Origin of the sequence: Phyllobacterium sp. UNC302MFCol5.2, from assembly GCF_000686005.1 — a bacterium.
GTDB classification, from domain to species: Bacteria; Pseudomonadota; Alphaproteobacteria; order Rhizobiales; family Rhizobiaceae; genus Phyllobacterium; species Phyllobacterium pellucidum.
Map to the genome: position 1 here is coordinate 942,192 of NZ_JMLL01000010.1, position 25,099 is coordinate 967,290.

At 59.5% G+C, this 25,099-nt stretch carries 27 protein-coding genes, 1 pseudogene and 1 riboswitch; of the genes and pseudogenes, 7 read left to right on the forward strand and 21 right to left on the reverse strand.

Annotated features, from left to right (window positions below; genetic code table 11):
• Positions 1–10: 10 nt before the first annotated feature.
• Positions 11–199 carry a hypothetical protein gene (locus BR48_RS0106560; RefSeq protein WP_027230559.1) on the forward strand — a complete coding sequence of 63 codons (189 nt, stop codon included), beginning with the start codon at positions 11–13 and terminating at the stop codon, positions 197–199.
• A 3-nt stretch (positions 200–202) separates the two neighbouring features.
• Here BR48_RS0106560 and BR48_RS0106565 read toward each other — a convergent pair whose 3' ends face one another.
• A complete protein-coding gene (locus tag BR48_RS0106565) occupies positions 203–445 on the reverse strand; it encodes a hypothetical protein (protein WP_027230560.1) in 243 nt (80 codons plus the stop codon).
• Positions 446–569: 124 nt separating this feature from the next.
• Here BR48_RS0106565 and BR48_RS0106570 point away from each other — a divergent pair, with 124 nt between their 5' ends.
• Positions 570–1,463, forward strand: a complete 894-nt coding sequence (locus BR48_RS0106570; protein WP_027230561.1) for a LysR substrate-binding domain-containing protein — start codon at positions 570–572, stop codon at positions 1,461–1,463.
• Here BR48_RS0106570 and BR48_RS26155 read toward each other — a convergent pair.
• Positions 1,460–1,621, reverse strand: coding sequence for a Thivi_2564 family membrane protein (locus tag BR48_RS26155; protein WP_091920228.1), 162 nt, complete (start codon positions 1,619–1,621; stop codon positions 1,460–1,462). The two genes, BR48_RS0106570 and BR48_RS26155, sit on opposite strands and share 4 nt — an antisense overlap.
• A 164-nt stretch (positions 1,622–1,785) precedes the next feature.
• On the opposite strand from BR48_RS26155, the gene BR48_RS0106580 reads away from it, so the two are divergent.
• Both BR48_RS0106580 and BR48_RS24010 read left to right on the forward strand, forming a co-directional pair.
• Positions 1,786–2,202 carry a VOC family protein gene (locus BR48_RS0106580; RefSeq protein WP_027230562.1) on the forward strand — a complete coding sequence of 139 codons (417 nt, stop codon included), beginning with the start codon at positions 1,786–1,788 and terminating at the stop codon, positions 2,200–2,202.
• A 6-nt stretch (positions 2,203–2,208) separates the two neighbouring features.
• Positions 2,209–3,096 carry a DMT family transporter gene (locus tag BR48_RS24010; RefSeq protein ID WP_036813436.1) on the forward strand — a complete coding sequence of 296 codons (888 nt, stop codon included), beginning with the start codon at positions 2,209–2,211 and terminating at the stop codon, positions 3,094–3,096.
• On the opposite strand, the gene BR48_RS0106590 is transcribed toward BR48_RS24010, so the two are convergent.
• Together BR48_RS0106590 and BR48_RS0106595 are read right to left on the reverse strand one after the other, a co-directional pair.
• Positions 3,087–3,953, reverse strand: coding sequence for a methyltransferase domain-containing protein (locus BR48_RS0106590; protein ID WP_027230563.1), 867 nt, complete (start codon positions 3,951–3,953; stop codon positions 3,087–3,089). The two genes, BR48_RS24010 and BR48_RS0106590, sit on opposite strands and share 10 nt — an antisense overlap.
• A 14-nt stretch (positions 3,954–3,967) precedes the next feature.
• Positions 3,968–4,906 (reverse strand): LysR family transcriptional regulator, encoded by a 939-nt coding sequence (locus BR48_RS0106595; protein WP_027230564.1) that lies wholly within the window; start codon positions 4,904–4,906, stop codon positions 3,968–3,970.
• A 162-nt stretch (positions 4,907–5,068) separates the two neighbouring features.
• Between BR48_RS0106595 and BR48_RS0106600 the strand changes: the two genes are divergently transcribed.
• Positions 5,069–6,253, forward strand: coding sequence for an MFS transporter (locus BR48_RS0106600; protein WP_027230565.1), 1,185 nt, complete (start codon positions 5,069–5,071; stop codon positions 6,251–6,253).
• Positions 6,254–6,297: 44 nt separating this feature from the next.
• Positions 6,298–7,092, forward strand: a complete 795-nt coding sequence (locus BR48_RS24015) for an aldo/keto reductase (RefSeq protein WP_280949027.1) — start codon at positions 6,298–6,300, stop codon at positions 7,090–7,092.
• A gap of 116 nt (positions 7,093–7,208) precedes the next feature.
• Here BR48_RS24015 and BR48_RS0106610 read toward each other — a convergent pair whose 3' ends face one another.
• From BR48_RS0106610 to BR48_RS0106635, 6 genes are all read right to left on the reverse strand, one after another.
• Positions 7,209–8,036, reverse strand: coding sequence for a D-alanyl-D-alanine carboxypeptidase family protein (locus BR48_RS0106610; protein ID WP_051614826.1), 828 nt, complete (start codon positions 8,034–8,036; stop codon positions 7,209–7,211).
• A gap of 192 nt (positions 8,037–8,228) precedes the next feature.
• Positions 8,229–9,275: an L-idonate 5-dehydrogenase gene (locus BR48_RS0106615; protein WP_027230567.1), complete on the reverse strand. Its 1,047-nt coding sequence runs from the start codon at positions 9,273–9,275 to the stop codon at positions 8,229–8,231.
• The gene (locus BR48_RS0106620) at positions 9,272–10,678 is read right to left on the reverse strand and encodes a TRAP transporter large permease (protein WP_027230568.1); all 1,407 of its coding nucleotides are present in this window, start codon (positions 10,676–10,678) and stop codon (positions 9,272–9,274) included. The genes BR48_RS0106615 and BR48_RS0106620 overlap by 4 nt, the downstream gene beginning before the upstream one ends.
• 3 nt (positions 10,679–10,681) lie before the next feature.
• Complete coding sequence (locus BR48_RS0106625) at positions 10,682–11,254, reverse strand: TRAP transporter small permease (RefSeq protein WP_027230569.1); 573 nt, start codon at positions 11,252–11,254, stop codon at positions 10,682–10,684.
• Between the two features lie 69 nt (positions 11,255–11,323).
• Complete coding sequence (locus tag BR48_RS0106630) at positions 11,324–12,301, reverse strand: sialic acid TRAP transporter substrate-binding protein SiaP (protein WP_027230570.1); 978 nt, start codon at positions 12,299–12,301, stop codon at positions 11,324–11,326.
• 23 nt (positions 12,302–12,324) lie between these two features.
• Positions 12,325–13,077, reverse strand: coding sequence for a FadR/GntR family transcriptional regulator (locus tag BR48_RS0106635; RefSeq protein WP_027230571.1), 753 nt, complete (start codon positions 13,075–13,077; stop codon positions 12,325–12,327).
• Between the two features lie 379 nt (positions 13,078–13,456).
• On the opposite strand from BR48_RS0106635, the pseudogene BR48_RS26615 reads away from it, so the two are divergent.
• A pseudogene (locus BR48_RS26615) lies at positions 13,457–13,795 on the forward strand (lytic transglycosylase domain-containing protein); the annotation flags it as partial.
• A 202-nt stretch (positions 13,796–13,997) separates the two neighbouring features.
• Here BR48_RS26615 and thiD read toward each other — a convergent pair.
• The 11 genes from thiD to BR48_RS0106695 all read right to left on the reverse strand — a co-directional run bounded on the left by thiD (position 13,998) and on the right by BR48_RS0106695 (position 24,879).
• Positions 13,998–14,792 (reverse strand): bifunctional hydroxymethylpyrimidine kinase/phosphomethylpyrimidine kinase, encoded by a 795-nt coding sequence (thiD, locus tag BR48_RS0106645; RefSeq protein ID WP_027230572.1) that lies wholly within the window; start codon positions 14,790–14,792, stop codon positions 13,998–14,000.
• The gene (gene thiE / locus BR48_RS0106650) at positions 14,789–15,451 is read right to left on the reverse strand and encodes a thiamine phosphate synthase (RefSeq protein WP_027230573.1); all 663 of its coding nucleotides are present in this window, start codon (positions 15,449–15,451) and stop codon (positions 14,789–14,791) included. Before thiE ends, thiD begins: the two co-directional genes overlap by 4 nt.
• Before the next feature lie 14 nt (positions 15,452–15,465).
• The gene (locus BR48_RS0106655; RefSeq protein WP_027230574.1) at positions 15,466–16,428 is read right to left on the reverse strand and encodes an ABC transporter substrate-binding protein; all 963 of its coding nucleotides are present in this window, start codon (positions 16,426–16,428) and stop codon (positions 15,466–15,468) included.
• A gap of 32 nt (positions 16,429–16,460) precedes the next feature.
• Positions 16,461–17,204 (reverse strand): ABC transporter permease, encoded by a 744-nt coding sequence (locus tag BR48_RS0106660; protein ID WP_027230575.1) that lies wholly within the window; start codon positions 17,202–17,204, stop codon positions 16,461–16,463.
• 108 nt (positions 17,205–17,312) lie between these two features.
• A riboswitch (TPP riboswitch) is annotated at positions 17,313–17,415 on the reverse strand.
• A gap of 48 nt (positions 17,416–17,463) precedes the next feature.
• Positions 17,464–18,423 (reverse strand): TadE/TadG family type IV pilus assembly protein, encoded by a 960-nt coding sequence (locus BR48_RS0106665; RefSeq protein WP_036814007.1) that lies wholly within the window; start codon positions 18,421–18,423, stop codon positions 17,464–17,466.
• Positions 18,424–18,570: 147 nt separating this feature from the next.
• On the reverse strand, positions 18,571–19,332 hold the full coding sequence (locus tag BR48_RS0106670) for an ABC transporter ATP-binding protein (protein WP_027230577.1): 762 nt from the start codon (positions 19,330–19,332) through the stop codon (positions 18,571–18,573).
• Entirely contained in the window at positions 19,329–20,162 is an 834-nt protein-coding gene (locus BR48_RS0106675; RefSeq protein ID WP_027230578.1) for an ABC transporter ATP-binding protein, read from the reverse strand. The genes BR48_RS0106670 and BR48_RS0106675 overlap by 4 nt, the downstream gene beginning before the upstream one ends.
• The gene (gene nikC, locus BR48_RS0106680; protein ID WP_027230579.1) at positions 20,159–21,091 is read right to left on the reverse strand and encodes a nickel transporter permease; all 933 of its coding nucleotides are present in this window, start codon (positions 21,089–21,091) and stop codon (positions 20,159–20,161) included. The genes BR48_RS0106675 and nikC overlap by 4 nt, the downstream gene beginning before the upstream one ends.
• Positions 21,088–22,155, reverse strand: a complete 1,068-nt coding sequence (locus BR48_RS0106685; RefSeq protein ID WP_027230580.1) for an ABC transporter permease — start codon at positions 22,153–22,155, stop codon at positions 21,088–21,090. The genes nikC and BR48_RS0106685 overlap by 4 nt, the downstream gene beginning before the upstream one ends.
• A 22-nt stretch (positions 22,156–22,177) precedes the next feature.
• Positions 22,178–23,788, reverse strand: coding sequence for an ABC transporter substrate-binding protein (locus BR48_RS0106690; protein WP_027230581.1), 1,611 nt, complete (start codon positions 23,786–23,788; stop codon positions 22,178–22,180).
• Between the two features lie 35 nt (positions 23,789–23,823).
• Positions 23,824–24,879, reverse strand: coding sequence for a dipeptidase (locus BR48_RS0106695; protein ID WP_027230582.1), 1,056 nt, complete (start codon positions 24,877–24,879; stop codon positions 23,824–23,826).
• Positions 24,880–25,099: the final 220 nt, after the last annotated feature.

Genomic DNA, 25,099 nt, shown 5'->3' on the forward strand with positions numbered 1-25,099 from the left:
AGGACACAACATGGCATTCGAAGACATCAAGGCGCAAATTGCCCTCTTGCTCGAAGCGATGGTCCAGCGGCCCACCGATGCCCATGAAATTCACGAGAACCTGCGTGAAAAGCTCAACGAACTCCGGGCCATGGGCATGCCCTTGCCCGATGACCTTGTTGCACTGGAAAAGCAGCTCGAAACCGATTTCGACTCCTAGACTCTAAAGAAACCGCTTCGGACCGTCTCGCAGCAACGCGCCAAGATCATCCTCCCCCGCGCGCTCGCCGCGGGCCGGACGTCCGTCAATCACGCCGATATCGCGCAGCATGTGATCGGAAAACTCTTCGGCGTCGATTCTGACGGGGCGGCGTTCGACCGGGTTTTGGCGCCCGGGCTTGGTCAGAAGGCCGCGAAGCGTCAAGTGGCCGACGGTACGAGCGACGTGGGTTGTGATAGTGTTCATCGTCTCAACTCCAATTCAATCCTGGCGATTTTAGTCTTGGGTGATGAGAACATGCGCCCGTTCCGCCTTGTTTTCCAACAAAACGCCAAGTAGCATGCATAAGCAGAGCTTATGTGAGACGTGAATGAACCTACCTCCGCTTGCCTCCATCCGGGTGTTTGAAGCCGCCGCCCGCCACGGCAGTTTCACCAAGGCCGCGGAAGAACTCGGCATGACCCAAGCTGCAGTCAGCTATCAGATCAAGCTTCTCGAAGAGCGCATCGGCGCGCAATTGTTCCTTCGCCGCCCGCGCCAAGTCACCCTGACAGAGGTCGGCGCCCGCTTGTCGCCGGTCATCAGCGACGCGTTCGACATGATGCGGGCGGCCATAGCCGCGACGCGCGAGAATGCCGACGGCGTATTGACCATCAGCACGATCCCGACATTCGCTGCGAACTGGCTCGTGCCACGGCTTGGATCATTCCAACTCGCGCAACCAAACCTGGCGGTGCGCCTGCGGGCGAACCGGGAAATCATTGATTTTTCAAGACAAGACGCCGACATCGGCATACGTTCGGGCAGCGGAAAATGGCCGGGCCTCGTCGCGCACCGTATTTTCGATGCCGATTTTACGCCGATGCTCAGTCCCAAGCTTGCCGCGTCGATAGGTGGAGTGAAATCGCCGGAGGACCTTCTGAGGCTGACGATCGTCGATCCCGGCGATCCGTGGTGGCGCCTGTGGTTCAATGCCGCCGGAATTGCCAATCCCGACCTGCGCGGCGACCCCCGCAGCCGTTTCGGCGATCAGCACCTTGAGGGCAAAGCGGTCATTGCCGGCCAAGGGGTCGGCATTCTTACCCCGGCTTTCTACGAGACCGAGCTTGCACAAGGCCTGCTTATCCAGCCGTTCAATATTGTCGGCACTGCCGACCACTATTACTGGCTTGTTTATCCGGAGGCGCGGCGCAACGTGCCCAAAATCCGCGCCTTCCGGGACTGGCTTCTCGGCCAGTTGGAGCCTGTTGCTGAAGAGGCTTAAAAGACCGCGAGATACTTCAGCAGCGAAATGATGCCGATCACAATGACGATGACCTGGGCGATCTGCTTCGCGCGCCCGTCAAGCGGCAGCATCTGGATGAGGTAAAGAACGAGGAAGATCACCAGAACGGTGATCAAGAGACTGATCAAAATCGACATTATAAACTTCCTGTTTTTGGGGAACCATATGAGTGTAGCCTCAGATAACTCCTTGCTTTCTATATTGGTTCCATGAAATCCATGACTTGGCAGCGGAATAGGTTTGTTTGGCTGCTTTTTTGCTGTTAGCGTCCGCCGCACCCCGCCATTGATCAGGATTTCCCATGCGCTCGTTGTTTCACCTTGCCTACCACGTCACCGATCTCGACGAGGCGAGGCGTTTTTACGGATCAATCCTCGGTTGCGAGGAAGGACGAAGCACTGACACGTGGGTCGATTTCGATTTTTTCGGCCATCAGATTTCGCTGCACCTCGGCAAGCCGTTCGAAACCACCAATACGGGCAAGGTAGGCGACCACATGGTGCCGATGCCGCATCTCGGCGTCATTCTGCCGCTTGATGTCTGGAACGATCTGGCCGCGCGCCTCGCCAAGGCCGACGTGGAGTTCGTTATGCCGCCGACCGTGCGCTTCAAGGGCGAGTCGGGTGAGCAATGGACCATGTTCTTCCGCGATCCTTCGGGCAATCCGATCGAAGTCAAAGGTTTTGCGGATTTCGCCGGAATTTACGCCAAGCAATAATTCATCATGCCGCAATCCACACTGAAGGCTGCCCTCTGGATGATGGGATCGCTCACGGCGATCCTCATGATGGCCATATCGGGCCGCGAAGCCTCTCGCGAGCTCAATGTCTTCCAGATCATGGAGATGCGCTCGCTGATCGGTCTTGCAATGCTTTATCCGCTCGTCCGTTCTTCGGGCGGCGTCAGGGCCATGAAGACGAGCCGCATCTGGCAGCATCTCGGCCGCAACGCCGCGCATTATGCCGGACAATTCGCCTGGCTCCAGGCCCTGTCGATGATTCCGCTGGCGCAGGTCATCGCTATCGAGTTCACGACGCCGGCCTGGACCGCGCTGATGGCGGTTGCCTTCCTCGGCGAGCGCCTCAATATTTGGCGCATCCTCACCATCATCCTCGGCATCGTCGGCGTGGTCATCATCGTCCGCCCCGGCATCGGTTCGGTCGAAACCGGACAGCTGATCGTGCTTGGCGCGGCTTTCACCTTCGGCATTTCCTTTACGATGGTCAAATCACTGACGCGAACGGACAGCGTCGTGAAGATTATTTTCTGGATGCTGATCATCCAATCGGCGATCGGCCTCCTGCCCGCCCTGCACGTGTGGCAGTGGCCGTCCTTGCACGTTCTGCCGTGGGTGGTCATCATCGCCTTTACCGGCACGTTTTCGCACTTCTGCATGGCGAAGGCGCTGCAATATGCCGACGCAACGGTGGTGATACCGATGGACTTCCTGCGGGTACCCCTGATGGCCGTTCTCGGCTGGCTGATCTATGCGGAGCGCGTGGATATGTTCACCGCACTCGGCGCAGTCCTCATCCTCAGCGGCAATCTTCTCAATCTCAAGAACCGAACGTCTGTCCGCAACAAGGATGCCGTTTCACTGTCTCAATCATAGGCGAGACACCAGCCCTTTCCCTCGAGCCAGCAACGCTCGGGGGGTATATCGTTTGAACGGTAGAGGCGCGTCACGCGCTTGAGCTCGCCATTGCCGAATGCGATGGCCAGGGCTCTTTCGGACTCTGGGTCCCGCATTCCTGCGCACGGATAAATCGCTACGCCCGAGATTGCCCGCGCAGTGTACGCATCGCTTTGGCGGGTAACGAGGAATACGGCGCCGCGGGGACGCGAGCCACGGCCGATCAGGGTGAAGCCATCATCGGTCGTGAGCGGCAGAAGAAGCCGGCCACCGTCGTTGAGACGACCGAGCCAGCCATCATCGAGCCTGGTTGCGCCGGCATTGACGTAGATCACATCGGCGGGCTCGAACGATCGTTTCGTGCCATCCCCCTGAACGATCTCGACATTGCGGTAACCGGCGAGATATTGCTTCGCGCGCACCGCAAGATCCGCTTCGATCTCAATGCCAAGAACGTGTCCTGAAGGTCCCGCGAGATGTGCCATGATCGCGGTGTAATAACCCGTGCCGGTGCCGATATGAACGACAAGCTCGCCTTCGGCGATGTTTGCGTGCCAAAGGAGGTGGGCATGCAATGACGGTTCGCCATTGTTGATGTGCCGCTCCGGCGCTATGCCAACGAGATCATCCGTATAGAGGTGAACCGGATCGTCATCGGGGCTGAGACCAAACCCCAGTCCATACCTGATGATCGGCCATGGACCCGGACCGAGAAAGTCCTCCCGCGGCACTTCGGCAAAGGCCCGCTCGATGCGCGCGTCGTCCACGCCAACGCTTGCCAGCACCTTGCTGGCATAGGCTCGCCTTATGCGCTTCAAGTCTTCGGAATCAGTCATGGGCATGATTTCGATCAGCCAGCTTTCGCTGCTTCAGGAACCGAGAGTTCATCGCACGGTCCAATATTCTCTACCAGAAAATCGACGAAACTGCGGACTCTTGCCGCCAGATATTCATGGCCGACGAAGACCGCATGGATGAGTTCAAGGTCGCCGGGATTATATGGCTCGAGAAGCACTTTCAGACGGCCTGCTCGAAGGTCATCGATCACATGAAACAGGCCGAGCCGCGCAATTCCAAGTCCAGCGACACACATCTGCTGGGCGGTTTCACCGTTATTGGAGATGAAATTGCCAGAAACGGCCAGGAGTTCTGTTTCCTTTGATTGCAGATTACGAAAAGGCCACTCGTTCAAGGTGCGGCGAAAGTTGAAATTCAGGCAATTGTGGTGCTGCAGGTCACTTGGACGCTCCGGCAATCCATGCCTGTCGAGATAATCCGGCGATGCGATAACGACGACGCGGCTTTCGAAGAGTTTGCGCGCCTTCAATGCCGAATTGCGCATGGGGCCGACGCGGATCGCTATGTCAGCCCGCTCCTCGATAAGGTCGACAACGCCGTCGCTCAGCGAAACATCCAGCCTGACATCGGGATATTGCTCGAGAAACTTCGGCACGAGCGGCAAAACGCAGGTGACACCAACAGGCACAGACGAGTTGACGCGCAGCAGGCCGCGCGGCTTGGCCGATGCACCATGGGCGACCGCCCGCTCGGCCTCCTCGATCTCGGCGACGATGCGCATGGCACGCTGATGATAGACCTCGCCTTCAGGCGTGAGTTGCAAGGTGCGTGTCGAGCGGACGAGAAGCCGCGTGCCAAGCCTCTCCTCGATGCGGCTGATCATCTTGCTGACGGCAGACGGTGACAGACCAAGGCGTCGCCCCGCCGCAGAGAAGCTGTTGAGCTCCACGGCTTGAACGAACACGTCCATTTCTCCAGCCCGGTTATCCATCTCGAAACGCGCCATTTGTGAACCCGCGTCACAAGTATTGCGCGTTGCACCCCGATTATCAAGGTAATCGCCGCAAGCCATATTCACCGCAACGGACTCCAGGTTCGACATACTCAATTTGCGGCCGGTTCCCAAGATCGCCGTTTTGAAAAGGACAGCACAATGCCTCTTGCTCTTCTGGCGTTGACGATCAGCGCCTATGCCATCGGGACGACGGAGTTCGTCATCGTTGGCCTACTACCCACGGTCGCCAACGATCTCAACATCTCCCTGCCGCTCGCGGGCCTCATTGTCAGCGTGTACGCGCTCGGCGTGACCTTTGGCGCGCCGATCCTCACCGCTCTTACCGGCCGCATCGAGCGCAAGCCGCTGTTGCTCGGGCTGATGGTGCTCTTCATCATCGGCAACACGGCCGCGGCCCTTGCGCCAAGCTATGAGCTGCTTCTCGTCGCGCGCGTGCTCAGCGCTTTCGCCCACGGGGTTTTCTTCTCCGTAGGAGCGACCATTGCCGCCGATCTCGTTGCCCCCAACCGTCGCGCTTCCGCCATCGCCATGATGTTTCTCGGCCTTACGGTCGCGATCGTCACCGGCGTTCCGCTCGGCACCTTCATCGGCCAGCAGCTTGGCTGGCGTGCCACATTCTGGGCCGTATCTGGCCTCGGCGTCATCGCTTTTGCGGCCATCGCCATCCTCTTGCCTTCGCAGATCGCCAAGGCGGCCCCTGCCCGCCTGATCGACCAGGTACGTGTTCTTGCGAACGGCCGTCTGCTGCTCGCCTTCGGCATGACCGCACTCGGCTATGGTGGCACCTTCGTCATGTTCACATTTCTCGCTCCGGTGCTGCAGCAGATCACGGGCTTCGGCGAATCCACTGTCAGCCTCATTCTCGTGCTCTATGGCCTCGCGATCGCTGTCGGCAATATGGTGGGCGGGCGTATTGCCGATGGCAATCCAGTCGGCGCGCTGGTGGTCATGTTCGGCCTGCAGGCTGCCGTGCTTGCCCTTTTCACCATCACTGCCGTGTCGCCGGTCTGGTCGCTGGTGACGCTCGCCGCCCTTGGCGCGCTCTCCTTCTCCAATGTTCCGGGGTTGCAACTCTACGTAGTACAGCTTGCAAAGGTCCACACGCCCGATACAGTCGATGTCGCCTCGGCGCTCAATATTGCCGCCTTCAACCTCGGCATAGCTGGCGGGGCATTCCTTGGTGGCATCATTGTCGCCTCCCCGCTCGGCCTTGGCGCAACGCCATGGGTCGGTGCTCTTCTCGTCGTCGGAGCCCTCGGCCTGACGCTCTGGAGCCAGATGCTCGATAGGCGCGCTTCGGCCGCAGTACTGGCCACATGTTAAGTCAAAGGAAAAACGATGTTTAACGTAATGCCAATGGCGCAGAAATCCCCGCAATCGGCTTCGGCACCTTCCGCATGCCGGGCAGCGATGTGCTGCGCATGGTGCCGGCCGCATTGAAGCTCGGCTACCGCCACGTCGATACCGCACAGATCTACGGCAACGAGGCCGAAGTTGGCGAAGCCATTGCCAATTCGGACGTCGCTCGCGGCGATGTGTTCCTTACCACGAAGGTGTGGGTGGACAAGTATCGTCACGACGCCTTCGTCAGGTCGGTGGATGAGAGCCTCAAGAAGCTGAAGACTGACTATGTCGATCTTCTTCTCCTGCACTGGCCGCAAAGCGATGTGCCCCTTGCCGAGCGCATCGGCGCGCTCAACGAAGTGCGCGATGCGGGCAAGGTTCGCCACATCGGCGTCAGCAATTTCAACACGGCGCTGATGGCTGAAGCAGTCAAGCTCAGCAAGGCTCCGATCGTCACCAACCAGGTCGAATACCATCCCTATCTCGACCAAAGCGCCGTGCTCGACGCGGCGCGCAAGGCTGGCATGAGCATCACAGCCTATTATGCCATGGCGGACGGCAAGGTCATCGACGACCCGGCAATCAAGGCGATCGCGGCTGCGCATGGCAAGAGCGCGGCACAGGTGGTGCTGCGTTGGCTGGTGCAGCAGCAAGGCGTGGTCGCACTGTCGAAAACGGTGAGCGCGGAACGCGCAAAGGCCAATTTCGACATCTTCGACTTCGAGCTTTCAAACGACGAGATGCAAGCGCTGCATGCCCTTGCCCGTCCGAACGGGCGGATCGTCAATCCCGGCCATCTTGCGCCGAAATGGGATTGATCGGGCGCGCATTTCGCGCCCATTCATGCTCTGAATAAAATCAATGGCGGCCCCTAAGGGACCGCCATGCGCGTTTAGCGACCATCCCGCCGCGTTTGCGACGGTTGACCTCTGGATTATCGCGATGCCACCTGGGGAAGGTATTGGTTCACAAGGTTCACGACCTGGGCGTCCCGGCTTCGCGCCGTATCGCCGCCCATCACGACGGCAACGAGCTGGCGCCCATTGTCGCTGACCGAGGTGACGATGTTGAAGCCGGAAGCCCGTACATAGCCGGTCTTGATGCCGTCGGCGCCGTTGACCTGATCGAGGACGCGGTTGTGCCCGCGGATCAGTTTGCCGTTGAAGGCGAATTCATGCACGGCAAAGTAATAGTATTGGCCCGGATAGTGCCGTCGCAATGCAAGGCCGAGGAGGGCCATGTCGCGCGCCGTGGTGATCTGCTGCGGATCAGGCAGGCCAGAGGCGTTGTGGAAGTTGGTGCCCTTCATACCGAGGCGGCGCGCCTTCTCGGTCATCAGCGCCGCAAACTGCTCTTCGCTACCGCCGAGATATTCGGCGAGCGCGACCGCGACGTCGTTGGCCGATTTTACCACGATCGCCTTGATCGCCGTATCGACATCGATGGCCTGACCCGGGCGGACGCCGAGCTTGCTGGGCGCCTGCGAGGCGGCATGAGCCGACATCGGAATAAGCGTCGATTTCGTGATGCGTCCGGACTGGAGGGCTTCGAATGTGAGGTAGAGCGTCATCATCTTGGTCAATGATGCCGGAATGCGCGGCAGATCGGCGTTGGCCGAATAAAGCACGACCCCGGTACTGCCATCGACGACGACAGAAGCATATTTCTCGGAATTCAGCGGCAGGACCGCCACTGCGGACGGCGTCGGATCAAGCGTCGCTGCAGTGGTGCAACCACTTGCGACACCGAGGATCACACCCATCAAAGCCACGGATTTCGAAAACGAATACAAAGCCCTAAGAACTCGCCCCACGTTTGTCTTCCGGATCGTTCCACTCGCGACAGAAGCAGAATTCTATCGCGGGATCGTTAATAAATCGGCGTTACCGGCGCTTGGTAACCGATTTCATCGGCTTCGCCAAGCGCCGTAATGGGCACAAATCGCCGCTGCCGCCTACGCGGTCAAAACGACCTTGACGCTGCGCGAGCGGTCGAGCGCGGTCAGAAACGCCTCTGGAGCACCGCTGAGCGGATATTGAGCAGTCACCAGCCGCAGCACGTCGATCTTGCCCTCGACAATGAGTTCGACCGCCTCGAAGAACTCTTCGCCGAAGCGGAAGGTGCCGACAAGATCAAGTTCCTTGGCCATGACCGCGTTGGCCGGCACCGGGATGGTGCCACCCGCAAGATTGCCGACCTGTACAACGGTTCCGCCGCGCCGCACGGTGCGGATCGCCGATGCAAGCCCCGCGGCGGTCCCGGAAATTTCGAAGGCGATATCGAACGGGGTCGCCTTGGCCAGCGCCGCCAGCTGCTCTTCGCCCTTCGACAGGTCGACGATCTGGTCGGCGCCAAGCTCTTCGGCAAACTTCAGCGGCGCTGCAGCGACATCGACCATCGTCACCGAGCCCGCCTCGGCATGTTTCAGGGCGAGCATTGTCAGAAGTCCGATCGGCCCGGCCCCGAATACGATGGTCGAGAAACCCTTGACGTGCCCTGCGCGCCGCACAGCGTGCAGGCACACGGCGAGCGGCTCAGCGAGGGCGGCGGCCTCAAACGGCAAATCGGCTGGTACCTTGACGCATTGTGCCGCCGTCGCATCGAAGACGCTGGCAAATCCACCCTGCATATGCGGGGTCTTCGAAGCCGAGCCCATGAAGTAGATATTCTCGCACAGGTTGGGGCGCCCCTCATGGCAGTAGACGCATTTTTCGCACCAGCGCGACGGGTTGACCGCAACGTGATCGCCGACAGCCACCGACGTGACGCCGCTGCCAACGGCGATCACTTCGCCGGCGATCTCATGGCCAAGGACGAGGGGTGAGGTAACGACGAAATCGCCGGTCCGCGCGTGGCGGTAATAGTGCATGTCCGAACCGCAGATACCGCCGGCGCCGAACTTGACCCGGACCATGTTCGGTGCGAGCTCGCCAAGATCGATGTCGACGACGCGCAGATCCTCCGCGCCGAAGAGTGTTGCAGCTATGCCTTTCATACTCATCTGATCAGACCCAATTGTGTTGGCAGCCAAAGCGTAATCGCCGGGATGAAGGTTATGGCGATCAAGGCGATAAAGAGCGGAACGAGCCAGGGCAGGATCGCCATGGTGGTGCGTTCCACGGATAGTTTTGCGACCCGCGACAGGACAAACAATACCATGCCGAGCGGCGGATGCAGAAGTCCGATCATCAGGTTGAGCGTCATGATCAGGCCGAAATGCACGGGGTCGATGCCGAACTTGAGAACGAGCGGCAAAAGGATCGGCACAAGGATCGTGATGGCTGCGATCGTATCGAGGAAACAGCCGACGAAGAGCATCAACAGGTTGACGAGGATGAGGAACACCCATTTGTTTTCCGTGATGGAAAGGATCGCCGTCGACAGGAGCTGCGCTGCCTGGCTCACGGTCAACAGCCACGCGAATACCGACGCCGCCGTAACGATGAAGAGCACCGATGCCGTTGTCTCGATGGTGTCGAAGCTTGCCTTGGCAAGGCTCGACAGGGTCATGGTGCGGTAGCGGACGAGCCCGAGGAACAGCGACCAGAGCACTGCAGCGACAGCAGCCTCAGTAGGTGTGAACCAGCCCATGGTCATGCCGCCGATCAGGATGACCGGGGTCATCAGGGCCATAACCGCCGAGAAGTCGAAATACCAGTCGGCGGCAAGAAGCAGCACGAGAGCTATCCCGACGGAGGCGTTGACCGATAGCCCGGTCAGGGTCAGGAGATAGATGACAAGCGGTACGCTGAAGACGACGACGATCTCAAGCGAAGCTTCGAGAAGCTGCTTGATTTCGAAGGGCGCGTCGGAGCCCCAGCGCTTGACATAGGCGAAGATGGCGACCGTGAGCATCATCAGCACTGTCATGACGACGCCGGGCACGATGCCGGCCATGAACAGCGCGCCGATCGACACATTGGCCATCATGCCGTAGATAACGAAGGGCAGCGACGGCGGAAAGATCGGGCCAAGGGTCGCAGAGGCGGCAGTCACGCCGACAGCTGCTTCGATCGGATAACCGTGATCCTTCATCGCCTTGATCTCGATGGTGCCAATGCCCGCAGCATCGGCAAGAGCCGTACCGGACATACCTGAGAAAATGACGGAGCCGATGATATTGACCTGCGCCAGGCCTCCCTTCATCCAGCCGACGAGCGCGACCGCAAAGGAGTAGATGCGTCCGGTGACGCCTGCCGAGTTCATCAGATTGCCTGCGAGGATGAAAAACGGCACGGCGAGCAAGGGAAAGCTCTCGACGCCGGCAATCATGCGCTGCGCAACGATGATGTCGGGCGCCACGCCAAAGAAGACGAGATAAAGCACCGACGCGACCGCCATGGAGATCGCCACCGGCACGCCGACGAGCATAAGGAAGAGAAAGGTTCCGACGAGCAACAACATGGATCAATCCTCTACCTTGTGAAATTCCTCGGGCCGCTCGAGCACCGAATAGCCGCGGCGCATATTGGCGATGAAAACCTGAACCGAGCGGAAGAGCATCAATACGAATGCGACGAATACGGCGTAAAAGACCATATTGCGCGGTAGGTCGACCGTGACCATACGTTCCTCGGCAACGATCTGCGTGTAACGCCACATCAGCCACACGGCATAGGCGAAAAAGCCGATGCGGACGATGTCGACGAAAGTCGAGAGGGTCCGGGCAACGGAAGCCGGAAGATAGTGATAGAGGACGTCGACCTGGATGTGGCGGGACAGGCGCACGCACATGACAGAGCCCAGGAAGACGACCGCGATGAGACAGTTGGTGGCTATCTCCTCGGTCCAGGCGTAGCTGTTGTTAAGAACGTAACGGGTGAAGAACTGCAGAAACACGCAGCCTGTCATGAGCCAGAATACGGCGAGCGTCAGCCAGTCTTCGACAGCGTAATCCGAAACGTCGGCCACCGGCGCCGCATCCTCGAAGGAATGGGCGATCTCCTCGGCCGTAACCTGTGTGTGGACTTCCTTTGCCATTGGCATTCTCCGGTCTTCGCATCCAAGTGAATGGAATGCCGGGCGGACCAGCCGCCCGGCTCCCGCGGATTATTCCTTGATGGCGCGAATGGCCTCCCAGTCGGACTTCTCGTAGCCGAAGTCCTCAAACTTCACCTTCTCCATCACCGTCTTTTCGAAGTCGGCCTTGTCGACCTCGGTCACGTTGATGCCCTTTTCCTTGAATGTTGCAACGAGTGCCTTTTCCTTCTCCTCGATATTCTTGGTCGTACGCTCGGCGGCTTCCTGCATGACCTCGCCGAAGATCTTCTTGTCCTCGTCGGAGAGGCTCGACCAGAGCTGCTTGGAGACGACCGTATTGAGATGGTCGACAATATGGCCGGTCAGAACGATATTCTTCTGCACTTCGTAGAACTTCTTGGCTTCGATCGTTGTCAGCGGATTTTCCTGGGCCTCGACCGTGCCATTCTGCAGGGCGAGATAGACTTCAGCGAAGGCGATTGGCGTCGTGTTGGCACCGCAGGCGCGCGGCATGGCGAGATAGGCGGGAACATCCGGCACGCGGATCTTCAGGCCCTGCATGTCCGAACACTTGCTGATAGGCTTGTTGGACGTGGTCTGGCGGGTGCCGTAATAGCTGACGGCGGCGATGTGGTTGCCGGTCTTTTCCTCATAGCCAGCGGCGAGACGCTTGAAGACGTCACTTTTCGTATAGGCGATCAAATGCTCGGGACCGCGGAAAATATAGGGGAAATAGGTCACGCCGATCGGCTTGAAATCGCGCGCTGCGAAGCTCGATCCCGAAATGATGATATCGACGGTGCCGAGCTTCAGGCCCTGGTTGATGTCCGCTTCCTTGCCGAGCTGTGAAGCCGGGAAAACATCGATCTTGTAGCGCCCATTGGTGCGCTTGTTGATTTCTTCGGCGGCCCAGACGGATTCCGTGTGGAACGGCTCCGAAGTTTCATAGACGTGCGCCCATTTCAGAGCGGTCTGGGCCTGTGCCGCAGCAGCCGAAAGTGCGAGCGCGGCCACCGCTCCCATAATGGCCATAAGCTTGATCTTCATGTCCTTCTCCTCCCAGATTGAAATCAGATCGTGGTGTTTCGTGTCGAGCCTTTCGGCGGATGACCTTTCTCGCTTTCGAGTTCCTCCTCGAAGCTCCTGGAAAATCTCGATTGTGATTGTTGCAGATGGAACTGCATCGCCGCCTTGGCGCGAGCAGGATCGCCCGAAGCAATCGCATCACGAATTGCCCGGTGTTCGGCAAATGCCTCACGCCAGGAAACCGCGCTCTCGAAGTAGCTCGCAAGCCGCTCGAAAAACGGCGTCATGCGCTGATCGAAGAGCTGTCCGACGAACCGCTCGAGCACGGCATTCTCTATGATGCCGGCGATGGTGGTGTGAAACGTCCGGTCAAGCGCAATCGAAGCATGCGGATTATTGAAGGTTTTCGCCATCCTGGTCAGCACGGCATCCATGGCTTCGACCTGAACCGGCGTCACCACTTTGGCGGCTTCCTCGACGATCGCACATTCGATGAGCGAACGCGCACGCAGCAGTTCGAACGGACCTTCAAGGTCGTCCGAGGGGGCGAGCACAGGCTTTTCTTTGCGTTGATTGGTGACGTAAACGCCCGAACCCATGCGGATATGGATCAGTCCTTCGACTTCCAGCGCAATGAGCGCTTCGCGGATTGTCGGGCGGGAAACACCAAGTTCCTCGGCAAGTTCGCGTTCGCCGGGCAATCGTTCGCCAACGGCGAACGAACCGCACTCGATCAAATCACGGATCTGTTCCGCGACCTGCTGATACAGGCGGCGCGGCTGGATCGCTGCGAACATTGGACCTCCCCGCACGGCTCCTCTCCGCGCATGACTGGTAAACTGGCCTTACCAATCATTAACTGATACATTGATATATATGTTGGAGTCAACCCGGCACAACTCGCGCCTCGATCTCAGGCAATTGTTACACATTGTATCGGAAAGTGATTGCCGTCGGCACACGCGAACAAGCTAAGAGAAATCTCGATACTCTGACTTCTTCGACCGGTGACCAATGCTGCCTCAAAACCGATTGCCGCGCGCCTTCGCCGCCCTGAGCCTTGCCTTGGTTCTGGGTGCTTGCTCGACAACCGATCCGAAGCTTCCGAGCGCGGCGTCGATCCCGGTTCCCGAGGCTGCGCCACGCGTGGCGGCAACTGACTCACGGCCTGCAGCCAAGACATCCGACAAATCCGTCGATGGCCTGATCACAAAATACTCGGTTGCCTATGCTGTGCCGGAATCCCTGGTCCGCCGTGTCGTGAAGCGTGAAAGCCGTTTTAACCCCCAGGCACGCAACGGGCCCTATTGGGGGCTTATGCAATTGCTCCCAGCGACTGCACGCGGCCTCGGCCATGATGGCAACGCCAAGGATCTGCTCGATGCGGAGACCAACCTCAAATACGGGGTGAAGTATCTCGCGGGCGCCTATAAGGTGGCGGACAGCAATCCGGACCAGGCAGTCCGCCTCTATTCACGCGGGTATTACTATCAGGCCAAGCAGAAGGGCATGCTCGACGTGCTCGAACCTTCGGCAGAGCCCGTACAGACCGCTCTTGTTGCGACGTCATCGGAAGCAAGCACGGCCCCCGCCGCGCAGGCGACGAGCGCCCTGATGACGCCGACCGAACTCGCCTATGCCGACGGCAAGGTGGTGTTTCCGGCGGTGATCCCGCTGCCCTTCGAGCGGCAGGATTTGCTGGCCTCCACGATCGTGCCTACCACCACCGGTGGAAATGGTGCACGGGTCCGCGCCCCCGCCCCACTCTGAGCTCACTGCCCGCGAGCATCGCTGACGTCACGTAATCCTTGGCGTGCGCCACCGCATCGGCCAGAATCTCGCCCTTGGCCAGTTCAGCCGTGATGGCCGCGGCAAGCGTGCAGCCGGTTCCATGGTCGTTGTCCGTGGCAATGCGGGGGCTGGAAAACCATTCTTGCGTTTTTCCGTCGCACAGAAGATCGCTGCTTTCCGATCCGCTGCCATGGCCGCCCTTGATCAAGACTGTTGAAGCACCGACAGCCAGCAGAAGCTCGGCCTGGCGCACCATTTCAGCCGCATCGCCTGCGACGGGCCGCCCGGTCAGCAGGGCTGATTCCGCAAGGTTGGGTGTGACGAGGGTTGCCTTGGGGAGAAGCACCTGCCGCAACGCATCGATGGCTCCGGGTTCGAGTAGCCGATCACCCGAGGTCGCGACCATCACCGGGTCGATAACGAGCGCCCTGTCCCAGCCGCGCAGGCCGTTGGCAATGCTCTCGATCGCTGCAACTGCGGAGACCATGCCGATCTTGATCGCGGCCACGTCAATGTCTGACAGAACGGCATCGATCTGCGCGCTTATGATCGAAGGCGAGAGATTTTCGATTGCTGTCACGCCCTTTGTGTTCTGGGCGGTGATGGCTGTGATGACGCTCGCGCCGTAGACGCCAAGCGCCGAGAAGGTCTTCAGGTCCGCCTGGATACCTGCGCCGCCGCCGCTATCGGAACCGGCAATGGTCAATGCGATCGCGGTCATCGCCGTGCCTCGAGCGCCTTGTCCACTGCCTCGCGCAGTATTTGCGCAGCGGCCTTCGGGTCGACCTGCCGAAAAATGGCCGAAATGACCGCTATGCCATCGGCCCCGGCTTTGATGGCCGGTGCAGCGCGCGCGAGATCGAGGCCGGCAATAGCGCCGATCGGCAGGTCGGGCTTCTTCGCCCGAATGATCTGCGCCAGACGTTGATGGCCGTCAATGCCGATGGGACCGTCGGGATTGTGCTTGGCCGGCGTTTCGAACAGCCCGCCGATGCAAGCATAGTCGATATCGCCAGCGATGGCGGCTTCGGCATCGGATTCGTTCTTCACCGTCAAACCGATGATCGCATCCGGGCCAAGCAGACGACGGACGTCGGCGACCAGCATGTCCTCGCGCCCGACATGGACCCCGTCGGCACCCGTGGCAAGCGCCACGTCGACCCGGTCGTTGACGACGAAAGGAACGCCGCTGCCGACCAGCGCTGCCCGGATCGCATGGGCACGTTCCACCATCTTTCGTGTTGGCGAATTCTTGTCGCGATATTGAATGATCGTGGCGCCGCCTCGCGCCGCAGCCAGCGCTAGAGCACCAAGGTCTTGCTCGCCGCCAATAGCGTCGACATCGACAATGGCATTCAGCCGGAAATCTACTTTTGGCATGATCTTCTCTTTCATCAGAGCGACGGAGGTTGGGAGAGTTCGACGGCAAGGTCGCCGACGGCGGGGATCGATTTGATCAGTCCTGCTTCGTGCAGGAAGACACCGAAGCGTTCGTAGCGGCTGCGATCGAGAGCTGCCGGCCGTTTGGCGAAGCGTGGCAGCGTATCCATCCACGCCTGCCTGTTCAGCGGATTGTCGAGATCCGGATAGGCCTTGATGAAAATCTGCCAGCTCTCGTCCGGGTGATTGGTCAGATAGATTGCCCCCTTTTCGACAGCGCCGAGAAAGCGCGGCAGGCGATTGTCGGTCACGAGATCCCGGTGCGTGACGAAGATGAGTTCGTCATAGACCGGCACGCCGCGCTCCTCGGGAAAGAAGGCGCGGCCGCCATGACCCTCCTGTGCCATCTGAGTCAGTTCAAAGTTGCGGTAGGCTCCGACCGTCGCATCGACCTGGCCCGCGATCAGCGAGGCTGAGAGGGCGAAATTGACGTTGATCAGTTCTACATCCTTGATGGACATGCCTTCGGACTTGAGCATGGCGCCGAGCATCGCATCCTCAAACCCGGAGACCGAGAAGCCGACTTTCTTGCCCTTCAAATCCTTGAGGCTTTTGATCGGACCATCGGCCAGCGTCATCACCGTGTTGAGTGGCGTTTCCACCAGCGTCCCGAAGCGCACCAGCGGCAGGCCGGCGTCATGGTCGAGATAGAGATTGGGCTGGTAGTGAATGGCGATGTCGGCCTGCTTTGCAGCAACGAGGCGTGGCGGCGCGGCCGGGTCTGCTGGCGGCATCAGATTCACATCAAGACCTGCATCGGCGAAGAATCCCTTCTCGCGGGCGATGATAAGAGGGGCGTGGTCCGGATTGACGAACCATTCGAGCAGAACCGTCAACTTGTCGGCGGCTCTGGCAGGTGCGGTTGCGGCGCAGAGCGCAAGGCATATGGCGAGGATCGATAAGCGTGTGCGGAACATCAGTCGTCCTTTGTTGCGATGAGGGGAGTTGCTCATGTTTGCGGCGCCCAAGGGGTAAGGCGGCGGGTCAGGGCGTCGACGAGAAAGCGCAGGATCACGGTGAGGGCGGCGAGGATCATCAGTGCCGCGAACATGGTTTCGGTCTGCATGCGGGCATTGGCTTGCAGCATGACAAAGCCGAGCCCGCGCGACGAGCCGACCCATTCGCCAATCACGGCGCCGATCGGGGCAAAGACGGCGGCGACCCGCAGGCCCGATCCGAGCGAGGGCAAGGCACTCGGAACCCGAACGAGAAGCAGGGTTGCGAGCGGCGTCGCTTGCGTGAGCGAAGCCACATCAAGCAGATCGCGGTTGGTTCGCTGCAGGCCATCGGCAAAGGCCGACGCCACGGGAAAGAAGATGATGAGGCTTGCCATCACCACCTTGGAGGCAAGTCCAAAGCCGAACCACAGAACAAGCAGCGGCGCGATGGCAAACACCGGGAGTGCCTGCAAGACAAGAAGAAGCGGCCAGACGACATGGCGGAAGGCAGGAATGGCGGCGACGAGCAGCGCGATGACAATGCCGGCGAGCGCACCGAAGGCCAGTCCAAGCAGGATCTCGATGAGCGTGATCGATGCGTTGACGCCAAGATATTGCCGCTCTTCGACCAGCGCCGACACCACCGCAATTGGCCCGGGCAGAATGAATCGCGGAGGCTGGAATAGCCAGACCGCCACTTGCCAGCAAGCAGCGACGGCGGCAAGCGCCGCGACCATGCGAGTAACGAGGCGCATGGTTGGCAGCTACCGCCGCAGTTCAGATGTCAGGATGTATGGCACGCTCTGGACTCCGTCGCTTTTGGAGATCCGGTCATGCGCGAAGGTGAAGCTGAAAAGGCGCGAACTTTGCTCAATTCCCGTTCCTACGCCGGCATGACCCGGATCAGGTTCAAGGGTCCAGCTCGACGCTATCTCAGCACTGTACAGTGCCCCCCTCGGAATGAAGCGATGATGGAGCGGCGCGAGATCAAAGTCAATCGCGCCGCGTCAGGTCCTAGTGGGTCAGGCGAACGTTCTCGCCGTCGACCGATTTACAGGCGGCCGTGATCTTGTAGTAGAAGTCCTGGTTGGCCCAGCCGCCGCCGTCTTCCCACGCATGGCTATGGGGCGTGTTGTCACAATTCATCAGATCATCGAGTGGGGGCTTCGATCCCACCGGCAGTTGGACGCCATCGACGAACAAATGGTTGACCGTGTTCGGATCGTCGGTTTTCAGCGTGGAATTGTATTTCGAATAGCCCGACTCATTTGTGGCAATGCAATCGACGTATCGCGATTTTCCGGCGTTCTTGTCCTTGTAGCCGACATCGCAACCGTCATTTTTGATTTCCATCTTGAGGTACAGCTTGGTGTAGTCACCGAGATCGAATGTGATCGGAACATTGATGTCCGGGTCTGTTTTACCGCCACCGTTACCATTGTAGAGGTTATGGTCGGTCGCGGTGTACTTGATGGTGCCGACGACAACATCCTTGCCATTGCGCACGACGATGATGGAAACTTTCTTGAACCAGTAGCCCGTAACCTTGTCGATCGTGATCTTGGCCGTCGTCGGCTTCAACGGCGCGAGCGCCGTGGCGTTGACGTTGATCGGCATGTTGTCCTTGTTGAGAACATGCATGAACAGGGTGCTGGTCTGGCCTCCAAGAGTGATGGAAACCTTTTGATTTTCCGTGCTGAAGTTCAAATTGATATCTTCAGCGCGCAGGCCGAGATTTGCCTGCAGAAAGGCGCGTGCCCTCGCCTCGGCGGCCGCTTTGTTGGAACCGGTAAAGACCGAGGCTGCCGCAAGCGCCGCGGCGTCGGCCGCATTCTGCAGCCGAGAACGGTCATTGCTGGCGCGGCTATAATCCACGGCGAGCCCGGCAAACCCCAGGAGCGGTACAAGCAGCAAACCGAATGTGATCGCGGTTGCGCCGCGGCGGTCTTTTATGAATTGACGTAGATACTTCATGGCCCCACTCCAGTCGATGAGCGCAACCATCAGTTGTCCGGCGTAAATGACGGCTTATGAAATTCGTTCAGATTTTCACGATCTGCCCTGGAACGGTCGTCGGGGAAGAAATGCGTCTGCAAATGGTAAATGTTCGATGAAGCTGCATTAGGCGTTTTGAACGACAGGGCGGACAAAACCCTGGCTCGCAACAAGGAGGTTGCGCGTGTAGTCCTGCGTTACATGGCGCCGGGCCAGTTCCGACGCGGTGAGCCGTTCTACCTCCGCGCCGTGTTGCATTACCATGAGCCGGTCGCACATGTGCGTTACGACTGCGAGATCATGGCTGACCATGACGAATGTCAGCTTACGGTCGCGGCGGATCTTTTCGAGAAGATTCAGCACCTCCGCCTGCACTGATGCGTCGAGCGCAGAGGTTGGCTCGTCCAGCAACAGGATCGATGGTTCGAGAATCAGGGCGCGGGCGATGGCGACACGCTGGCGCTGGCCGCCTGACAGCTGGTGCGAGTAGCGGAAGCGAAAACTGGAACCGAGCCCGACCTCGTCAAGCGCCCGCAAGATGCGCCGCTCGATATCGCCGAATCCATGTACGGCGAGCGGCTCAAGGAGCAATCGGTCGACGGTCTGGCGCGGATGCAGCGAACCATAGGGATCCTGGAACACCATTTGCACTTCGCGGTAAAAGGCCTTTGTGCGCGATGCGCCGAGCAAATTGCCATTGACCTCGATCGTCCCCGCGGTCACGGGCGCCAGACCCGCCACGGCGCGCAGCAGCGTCGATTTGCCCGAACCGGATTCGCCGACGAGACCGAAGGACTCGCCGGGCACCACTTCGAGGCTGACCCCGCGCAGCGCGCGAAAGCGATTGAACGTCACTTCGAGATTGTCGATCTTCAGCGCCGGCGTCATGCTGCCCACTCCGGTTTGCGGTCGAGTGTCGGCAGTGGATGCCGGTCAGCACCTATTTCGGGCATGCAGTTCAGCAGTCCCTGCGTATAGGGGTGCTTGGCATTGCGCAGATCCGTCGCCGCAATTTCTTCGACGATGCGGCCAGCATACATGACGATGACCCTGTCGCAGAACGACGAAACCAGCCGCAGATCGTGCGAGATGAAAATGAGGCCCATGCCCCTGTCGCGCACCAGATTGTCAAGAATGCCGAGCACGTCGAGCTGGACCGTAACATCGAGCGCGGAGGTCGGCTCGTCCGCAATTAGCAGTTCCGGTCCGGTGATCAGCATCATGGCGATCATCGCGCGTTGCCCCATGCCGCCCGATACTTCGTGCGGATGGAGATCGTAGACGCGCTCGGGGTCGCGTATCTGGACGGCGGCCAGCATATCGAGCGCGCGTCGGCGCGCCTCGCGCTTGCTGACCTTCTCGTGGGTCCGGAGCGTTTCGACGATTTGCCTGCCGATGCTCATGACCGGATTGAGCGAATATTTCGGATCCTGCAAGATCATGGAGATACGATTGCCGCGCAGCGCCCGCCGTTCCTTGACGGACGTCTCCAGCAGATCGATGCCGTCGAAGTTCAGGGTCTTTGCGGTGATGGTTGCATGTGGAGGGGTGAGGCCCATGATGGCGCGGCCGGTCTGCGACTTGCCGGAGCCTGATTCACCGACAATGCCGAGGCGTTCGCGCCCAAGCGTAAAGGACACACCACGCACCGCGTTGACGGCGCCCGTGCGGGTCGGAAACGTGACGCGGAGGTCGTCAACCGTCAGCATGGTGCTCATTGGTTGTTGCCTCGCGGATCTAGCGCGTCGCGCAGCCCGTCGCCAAGAAGATTGAAACCAAGGCTGACGATGAGGATGGCAAAGCCCGGCATGGCGGCGACCCACCATTGGTCCATGATAAAACGCCTTCCCGATGCGATCATGGCACCCCACTCGGGCAAGGGCGGCTGTGCGCCAAGCCCAAGAAAGCCGAGGCCAGCAGCGGTGAGGATGATACCTGCCATGTCGAGCGTCACGCGGACAATCAGCGACGACAGGCAGAGCGGCATGATGTGCCGGAGCACGATGCGCGTCGGCGATGCTCCCATCAGCCGGACGGCGGCGATGTAATCGGAGTTGCGCACCGTCAGCGTCTCGGCGCGGGCAATGCGCGCATAGGGCGGCCACGAGGTTATCGCTATGGCGATAACGGCATTCTCAATGCCCGGCCCTAGGGCGGCGACGAACGCCAGGGCCAGGATAAGCTTGGGGAAGGCAAGGAAAATATCGGTGATGCGCATCAACACGGCATCGACCCAACCGCCGGCGTAACCGGCAATCGTACCGACGAGCAGCCCGATTGGCGCCGCGATGATCGCAACGAGAATGACGACATAAAGCGTCAGGCGCGAGCCATAGATGAGCCTTGAGAGGATATCGCGGCCCTGATCGTCAGTACCAAGCAGATAGTCACCACCGGGCGGCAGCAGGCGCGCATTGCGCAGGTCGCCGGCAACGGGCGAATGCGGCGCCAGCAGCGGCGCAAAGGCAGCAACCAGCAGCAAGGCGATGATGATGGCGAGCCCGACAACGGCAAGGCGGTTGCTGGCGAAACGGCTCCAGACGAGATAGGCGCGGCCAAGTCGCGCCTGTGTCCGCGATTGCGGGCGGTCGCTCATCAGCCATTCGCGGCGCGTAAGCGGCCGCGACGTGTTGATTGCCTCTGTCATCGTGCGCGCGTCCGTGGGTCGAGGGCCCGATAAAGCAGATCGGACAGAAGATTGATGGCAACGAAGACAGTGCCGATGACGATGGTTCCGCCGAGCACCGCATTCATGTCGGCGTTCTGCAGGGAGTTGGTGATGTACATGCCGAGCCCTGGCCACGAGAAAACGGTCTCGGTAAGGACAGAGCCTTCGAGCAGGCCGGCATAAGAAAGCGCAATGACGGTGACGAGCGGAACGGCGGCATTGCGCAAGGCATGACCCCAGATGATCCGCGTTTCGGAAAGGCCTTTTGCGCGTGCGGCAACGATATATTCCTGCTCGAGTTCATTCAGCATGAAGCTTCGGGTCATGCGGCTGATATAGGCCAGTGAAAAATAGCCGAGCAAGGATGCCGGCAGGATGATGAAACTGAAGATGTTGCGGAAGGCTTCCCAATTGCCCTGGATCACTGCATCGAGCAGATAGAAGCCGGTAATGGGCGTGAAGGTATATTCATAAACCACGTCGATACGGCCGGGACCCGAGGTCCAGCCAAGCTTGGCATAGAAAACCAGCAATGCGAGAAGGCCGAGCCAGAAGATCGGCACGGAATAGCCGATCAGGCCAATGATGCGGACGAACTGGTCAATCAGGCTGCCACGCTTGACGGCGGCGAGTACGCCGAGCGGAACGCCGATACATGCACCGATGAGCGTGCCCATTGTTGCAAGTTCCATCGTTGCCGGAAAAACCCGCCTGATATCGGTCATGACGGGGTTGGTCGTCAGGACAGAATTGCCGAAATCGCCCTGCAATATGCCCTTTATGTAGAGAAAGAACTGCTCATAGAGCGGCAGGTTCAGCCCGAGTTCCTCCCGCACCCGTTCCACCACATGGGCGGGGGCACGGTCGCCGACGATTGCCAGCGCCGGGTCGATCGGTATTACCCGCCCAATAAAGAAGGTGACTGCAAGGAGGCCCAAAAACGTGATGACTCCGATCAGCAGGAAACGTCCTACTGCCCAGAGAAAATTGCCAGCCCAGGCGCCGGAACGCCTGGACTCCATTTGTGTGTCGGTACTGCTCATTGCATCAGCCCTTGGGGCCCGATCACTTTGATACGTTGAAGACGTAGTTGGTGTCGAACGACGGTCCGAGCTTGAAGCCTTTGAGGTTCGAGCGCAGGGCCGAGACTTCCGTCTGCTGGAAGATCAAGACGAACGGGCTGGTCGCCAGAACTTTCTTCTGCAGATCCTGGTACATGGCGGCACGCTTGGCATTGTCGCGTTCGAGCAGGGCAGCTTTGGTTTCCTTGGTCAAATCCGGCACATCCCAGGCATTGCGCCATGCGAGGGTCTTGTTGGTGCCTTCATCCGAATTGTTCGGGTTGTTGGTGAAGGTGTCGGCATTCGAATTCGGATCCCAGTAATCGACGCCCCATTGACCGATATAAGAGTCGTGGGTACGAGCGCGATACTTTGTAAGCGTCTGCTTACCGTCACCCGGTATGATTTCCATCTTTACGCCGGCCTGCGCCATCGTCTGCTGAATGGATTCGGCGATGCCCGTCACCGGCTGGTTGTTGCGCACATCCATCGTGAAGGAGAAACCATCCTTCAGCCCGGCCTTGTCCAGAAGCTCCTTGGCCTTGGCGACGTCGAGCTTGTAGGGGTTCTCGTCGAGTTCGCCGAGAATGCCCTTGGGCAGGAAGGTCTGGTGAATCTCGCCGATGCCCTTGATCAGCTTTTCGCCGATCGCATCGTAATCTACGAGATATTTCAGGGCTTCGAGCACTTCCGGCTTGGCGAGGTTCGGATTCTTCTGGTTGAGGCTGAAGTAATAGATCGTGCCCTTCGGGGCGCTCGTCGTGGTGATCTCGCCGTTCTTGACGACCTGTTCAAGATCGTTCGGCTCGAGGTTGCGAGCAACGTCGATATCACCCTTTTCGAGCAACAGGCGCTGCGCGGCGCTTTCCTTCACGTGACGATAAATGACGCGGTTCAGCGGCGCCTTGGTACCGTAATAATTGTCATTGCGCTCGAGGACGATGATTTCGTTGGCGCGCCAGTCGCGAATCTTCATCGGACCGGAACCAGCGTAAGCGGTCTTCAACCAGGCATAGCCGAAATCGTCATTGACGACATGTTCGGAGACGAGCTTCTTGTCCACCACCGAAGCAACCGTGGCCGTCAGACAGTTAAGAACGAAGCTCGGTGCATAGGCCTGATCCACCGTGAACACGAAGGTCGACGGGTCGGTTGCCTTGGCTTTTTCCGTGATATTGTCCGGCTTCAGGCCAAACTGCGTAAGGATAAACGCTGGGCTCTTGTCGAGCTTGACGGCGCGCTCGAACGACCAGGCGACATCCTCGGCGGTGATCGGATTGCCCGAGGCAAATTTCAGATCCGGCTTGATCTTGAACGTATAGGTCAGGCCATCATCGGATACTGTCCAACTTGCGGCAATATCGGCGACGATCTTCGAAGGGTCGTTGATGTCGAGCCGAACGAGCTTGTCATAGGTATTGCCATTGATTTCGCCGGTGGTGAGCTCGAAGGCTTCAGCCGGATCGAGTGTGATCACGTCGTCGATGGCGAAGGCTTCGACAAGCGTATCGGCGGGCGTTGCGGCAAATGCCGGCACGCCGGACACCAGGATCGCGGAAAGTGCAGCGCCCCCGAGCAGAAGGCGAAATTTGGAGTCGGTCTTGTTCATCAGCATTGGTCAGTTCCCTGTTCTAGAGCGATGTCGTCTTGTTATTGTTCTTCATGCCAGGCGGAACGCAGCACGCGCAGCCAGTTGTCGCGGCATATCTTGGCCAGATCCTCGCCTGCGTAGCCGGCATCGCGCAGGGCAGCAACGAGGTTCTGGTTGCCGCTCGCGTCGCCGATCTCGCCGGGGATCTTGGCGCCGTCAAAATCGGAGCCCAGCGCCACGCAATCGATGCCCATGCGGTTCACCATGTAATCGATGTGGCGGATCATATCTGAAAGTGGGGTATCGGCATTTTCGCGCGCGTCAGGCCGCAACATGGCGACCGCGTAATTCAGGCCCACCAGCCCCTTGCTCTCGCGAATAGCGTCGAGTTGCCTGTCGGTCAGATTGCGCGCGACCGGGGTCAGCGCATGCACGTTGGAATGGCTTGCAACGAGCGGCTGATCGCTGATGCGCGCGACATCCCAGAAGCCTTTTTCGGTGATGTGGGCAAGGTCGATGAGAATACCCAGTCTGTTGCAGGCCAGGACCAACGCCTCGCCCTCTGCGGTAAGGCCGGGGCCGGTGTCCGGCGACATCGGATAGGCGAAGGGCACGCCATGGGCAAAGATATTGTTGCGGCTCCAGACCGGACCAAGCGTGCGCAGCCCCGCCGCATAGAAAACGTCAAGCGCCGCCAGATCAGCGCCTATCGCCTCGCAGCCTTCCATATGCAGGACCGCAGCAAAGGTGCCGTCGCGCATGCACGCTTCGATTTCGGCCGTCGTACGGCAGAGCTTCCAGCCGCCGCCACGCTCCAGGCGCAAAGCAATGGACGCCATTTCAAGCGCGACATCCAATGAAGGAGCCCGATCGAGCGGCGCGGCCAAGGGCGTCGAATAATGCCCGTTGGCATCGGGGGCCTTGAATGCGAGATCGCCCGAGGGAACATAGATGGCGCAGAGTCCGCCGGCGAGCCCGCCCTTCTGTGCCCTTAGCTTGTCGATGTGTCCGGAGGTCGTCCCCTTGACGAATTCTTCCACGGGATCGGCGCCGTCTCTCGAATGTTTCCACAACCGGTAAAGCACATCGTTGTGACCATCGAAGACAGGCTGCATTTCAATTCCCGATCAGGTTGGCAAACAGCGACATTTCCGTCGGGCAAGCATCCCGCCATCCCGAACCGACGTCGCCGAGTGACAAAAAATCATGACGCCAGCGAACAGGCAATAGCGTTGTTGTACAAAAGTATAAAAGACTTTAGTCGCTTCACAACTGATCGCCTGTTGCACACTGTTAAGTTGTGGACGATTGCCGCCCCCCCGGAATTCACACCGG

Coding starts and splice junctions, on each gene's coding strand:
- BR48_RS0106560 (WP_027230559.1), top strand. CDS start 11: ATGGCATTCGAAGACATCAAGGCGCAAATTGCCCTCTTGCTCGAAGCG.
- BR48_RS0106565 (WP_027230560.1), bottom strand. CDS start 445: ATGAACACTATCACAACCCACGTCGCTCGTACCGTCGGCCACTTGACG.
- BR48_RS0106570 (WP_027230561.1), top strand. CDS start 570: ATGAACCTACCTCCGCTTGCCTCCATCCGGGTGTTTGAAGCCGCCGCC.
- BR48_RS26155 (WP_091920228.1), bottom strand. CDS start 1,621: ATGTCGATTTTGATCAGTCTCTTGATCACCGTTCTGGTGATCTTCCTC.
- BR48_RS0106580 (WP_027230562.1), top strand. CDS start 1,786: ATGCGCTCGTTGTTTCACCTTGCCTACCACGTCACCGATCTCGACGAG.
- BR48_RS24010 (WP_036813436.1), top strand. CDS start 2,209: ATGCCGCAATCCACACTGAAGGCTGCCCTCTGGATGATGGGATCGCTC.
- BR48_RS0106590 (WP_027230563.1), bottom strand. CDS start 3,953: ATGACTGATTCCGAAGACTTGAAGCGCATAAGGCGAGCCTATGCCAGC.
- BR48_RS0106595 (WP_027230564.1), bottom strand. CDS start 4,906: ATGGATAACCGGGCTGGAGAAATGGACGTGTTCGTTCAAGCCGTGGAG.
- BR48_RS0106600 (WP_027230565.1), top strand. CDS start 5,069: ATGCCTCTTGCTCTTCTGGCGTTGACGATCAGCGCCTATGCCATCGGG.
- BR48_RS0106610 (WP_051614826.1), bottom strand. CDS start 8,036: ATGGGTGTGATCCTCGGTGTCGCAAGTGGTTGCACCACTGCAGCGACG.
- BR48_RS0106615 (WP_027230567.1), bottom strand. CDS start 9,275: ATGAGTATGAAAGGCATAGCTGCAACACTCTTCGGCGCGGAGGATCTG.
- BR48_RS0106620 (WP_027230568.1), bottom strand. CDS start 10,678: ATGTTGTTGCTCGTCGGAACCTTTCTCTTCCTTATGCTCGTCGGCGTG.
- BR48_RS0106625 (WP_027230569.1), bottom strand. CDS start 11,254: ATGGCAAAGGAAGTCCACACACAGGTTACGGCCGAGGAGATCGCCCAT.
- BR48_RS0106630 (WP_027230570.1), bottom strand. CDS start 12,301: ATGAAGATCAAGCTTATGGCCATTATGGGAGCGGTGGCCGCGCTCGCA.
- BR48_RS0106635 (WP_027230571.1), bottom strand. CDS start 13,077: ATGTTCGCAGCGATCCAGCCGCGCCGCCTGTATCAGCAGGTCGCGGAA.
- thiD (WP_027230572.1), bottom strand. CDS start 14,792: ATGACCGCGATCGCATTGACCATTGCCGGTTCCGATAGCGGCGGCGGC.
- thiE (WP_027230573.1), bottom strand. CDS start 15,451: ATGCCAAAAGTAGATTTCCGGCTGAATGCCATTGTCGATGTCGACGCT.
- BR48_RS0106655 (WP_027230574.1), bottom strand. CDS start 16,428: ATGTTCCGCACACGCTTATCGATCCTCGCCATATGCCTTGCGCTCTGC.
- BR48_RS0106660 (WP_027230575.1), bottom strand. CDS start 17,204: ATGCGCCTCGTTACTCGCATGGTCGCGGCGCTTGCCGCCGTCGCTGCT.
- BR48_RS0106665 (WP_036814007.1), bottom strand. CDS start 18,423: ATGAAGTATCTACGTCAATTCATAAAAGACCGCCGCGGCGCAACCGCG.
- BR48_RS0106670 (WP_027230577.1), bottom strand. CDS start 19,332: ATGACGCCGGCGCTGAAGATCGACAATCTCGAAGTGACGTTCAATCGC.
- BR48_RS0106675 (WP_027230578.1), bottom strand. CDS start 20,162: ATGAGCACCATGCTGACGGTTGACGACCTCCGCGTCACGTTTCCGACC.
- nikC (WP_027230579.1), bottom strand. CDS start 21,091: ATGACAGAGGCAATCAACACGTCGCGGCCGCTTACGCGCCGCGAATGG.
- BR48_RS0106685 (WP_027230580.1), bottom strand. CDS start 22,155: ATGAGCAGTACCGACACACAAATGGAGTCCAGGCGTTCCGGCGCCTGG.
- BR48_RS0106690 (WP_027230581.1), bottom strand. CDS start 23,788: ATGCTGATGAACAAGACCGACTCCAAATTTCGCCTTCTGCTCGGGGGC.
- BR48_RS0106695 (WP_027230582.1), bottom strand. CDS start 24,879: ATGCAGCCTGTCTTCGATGGTCACAACGATGTGCTTTACCGGTTGTGG.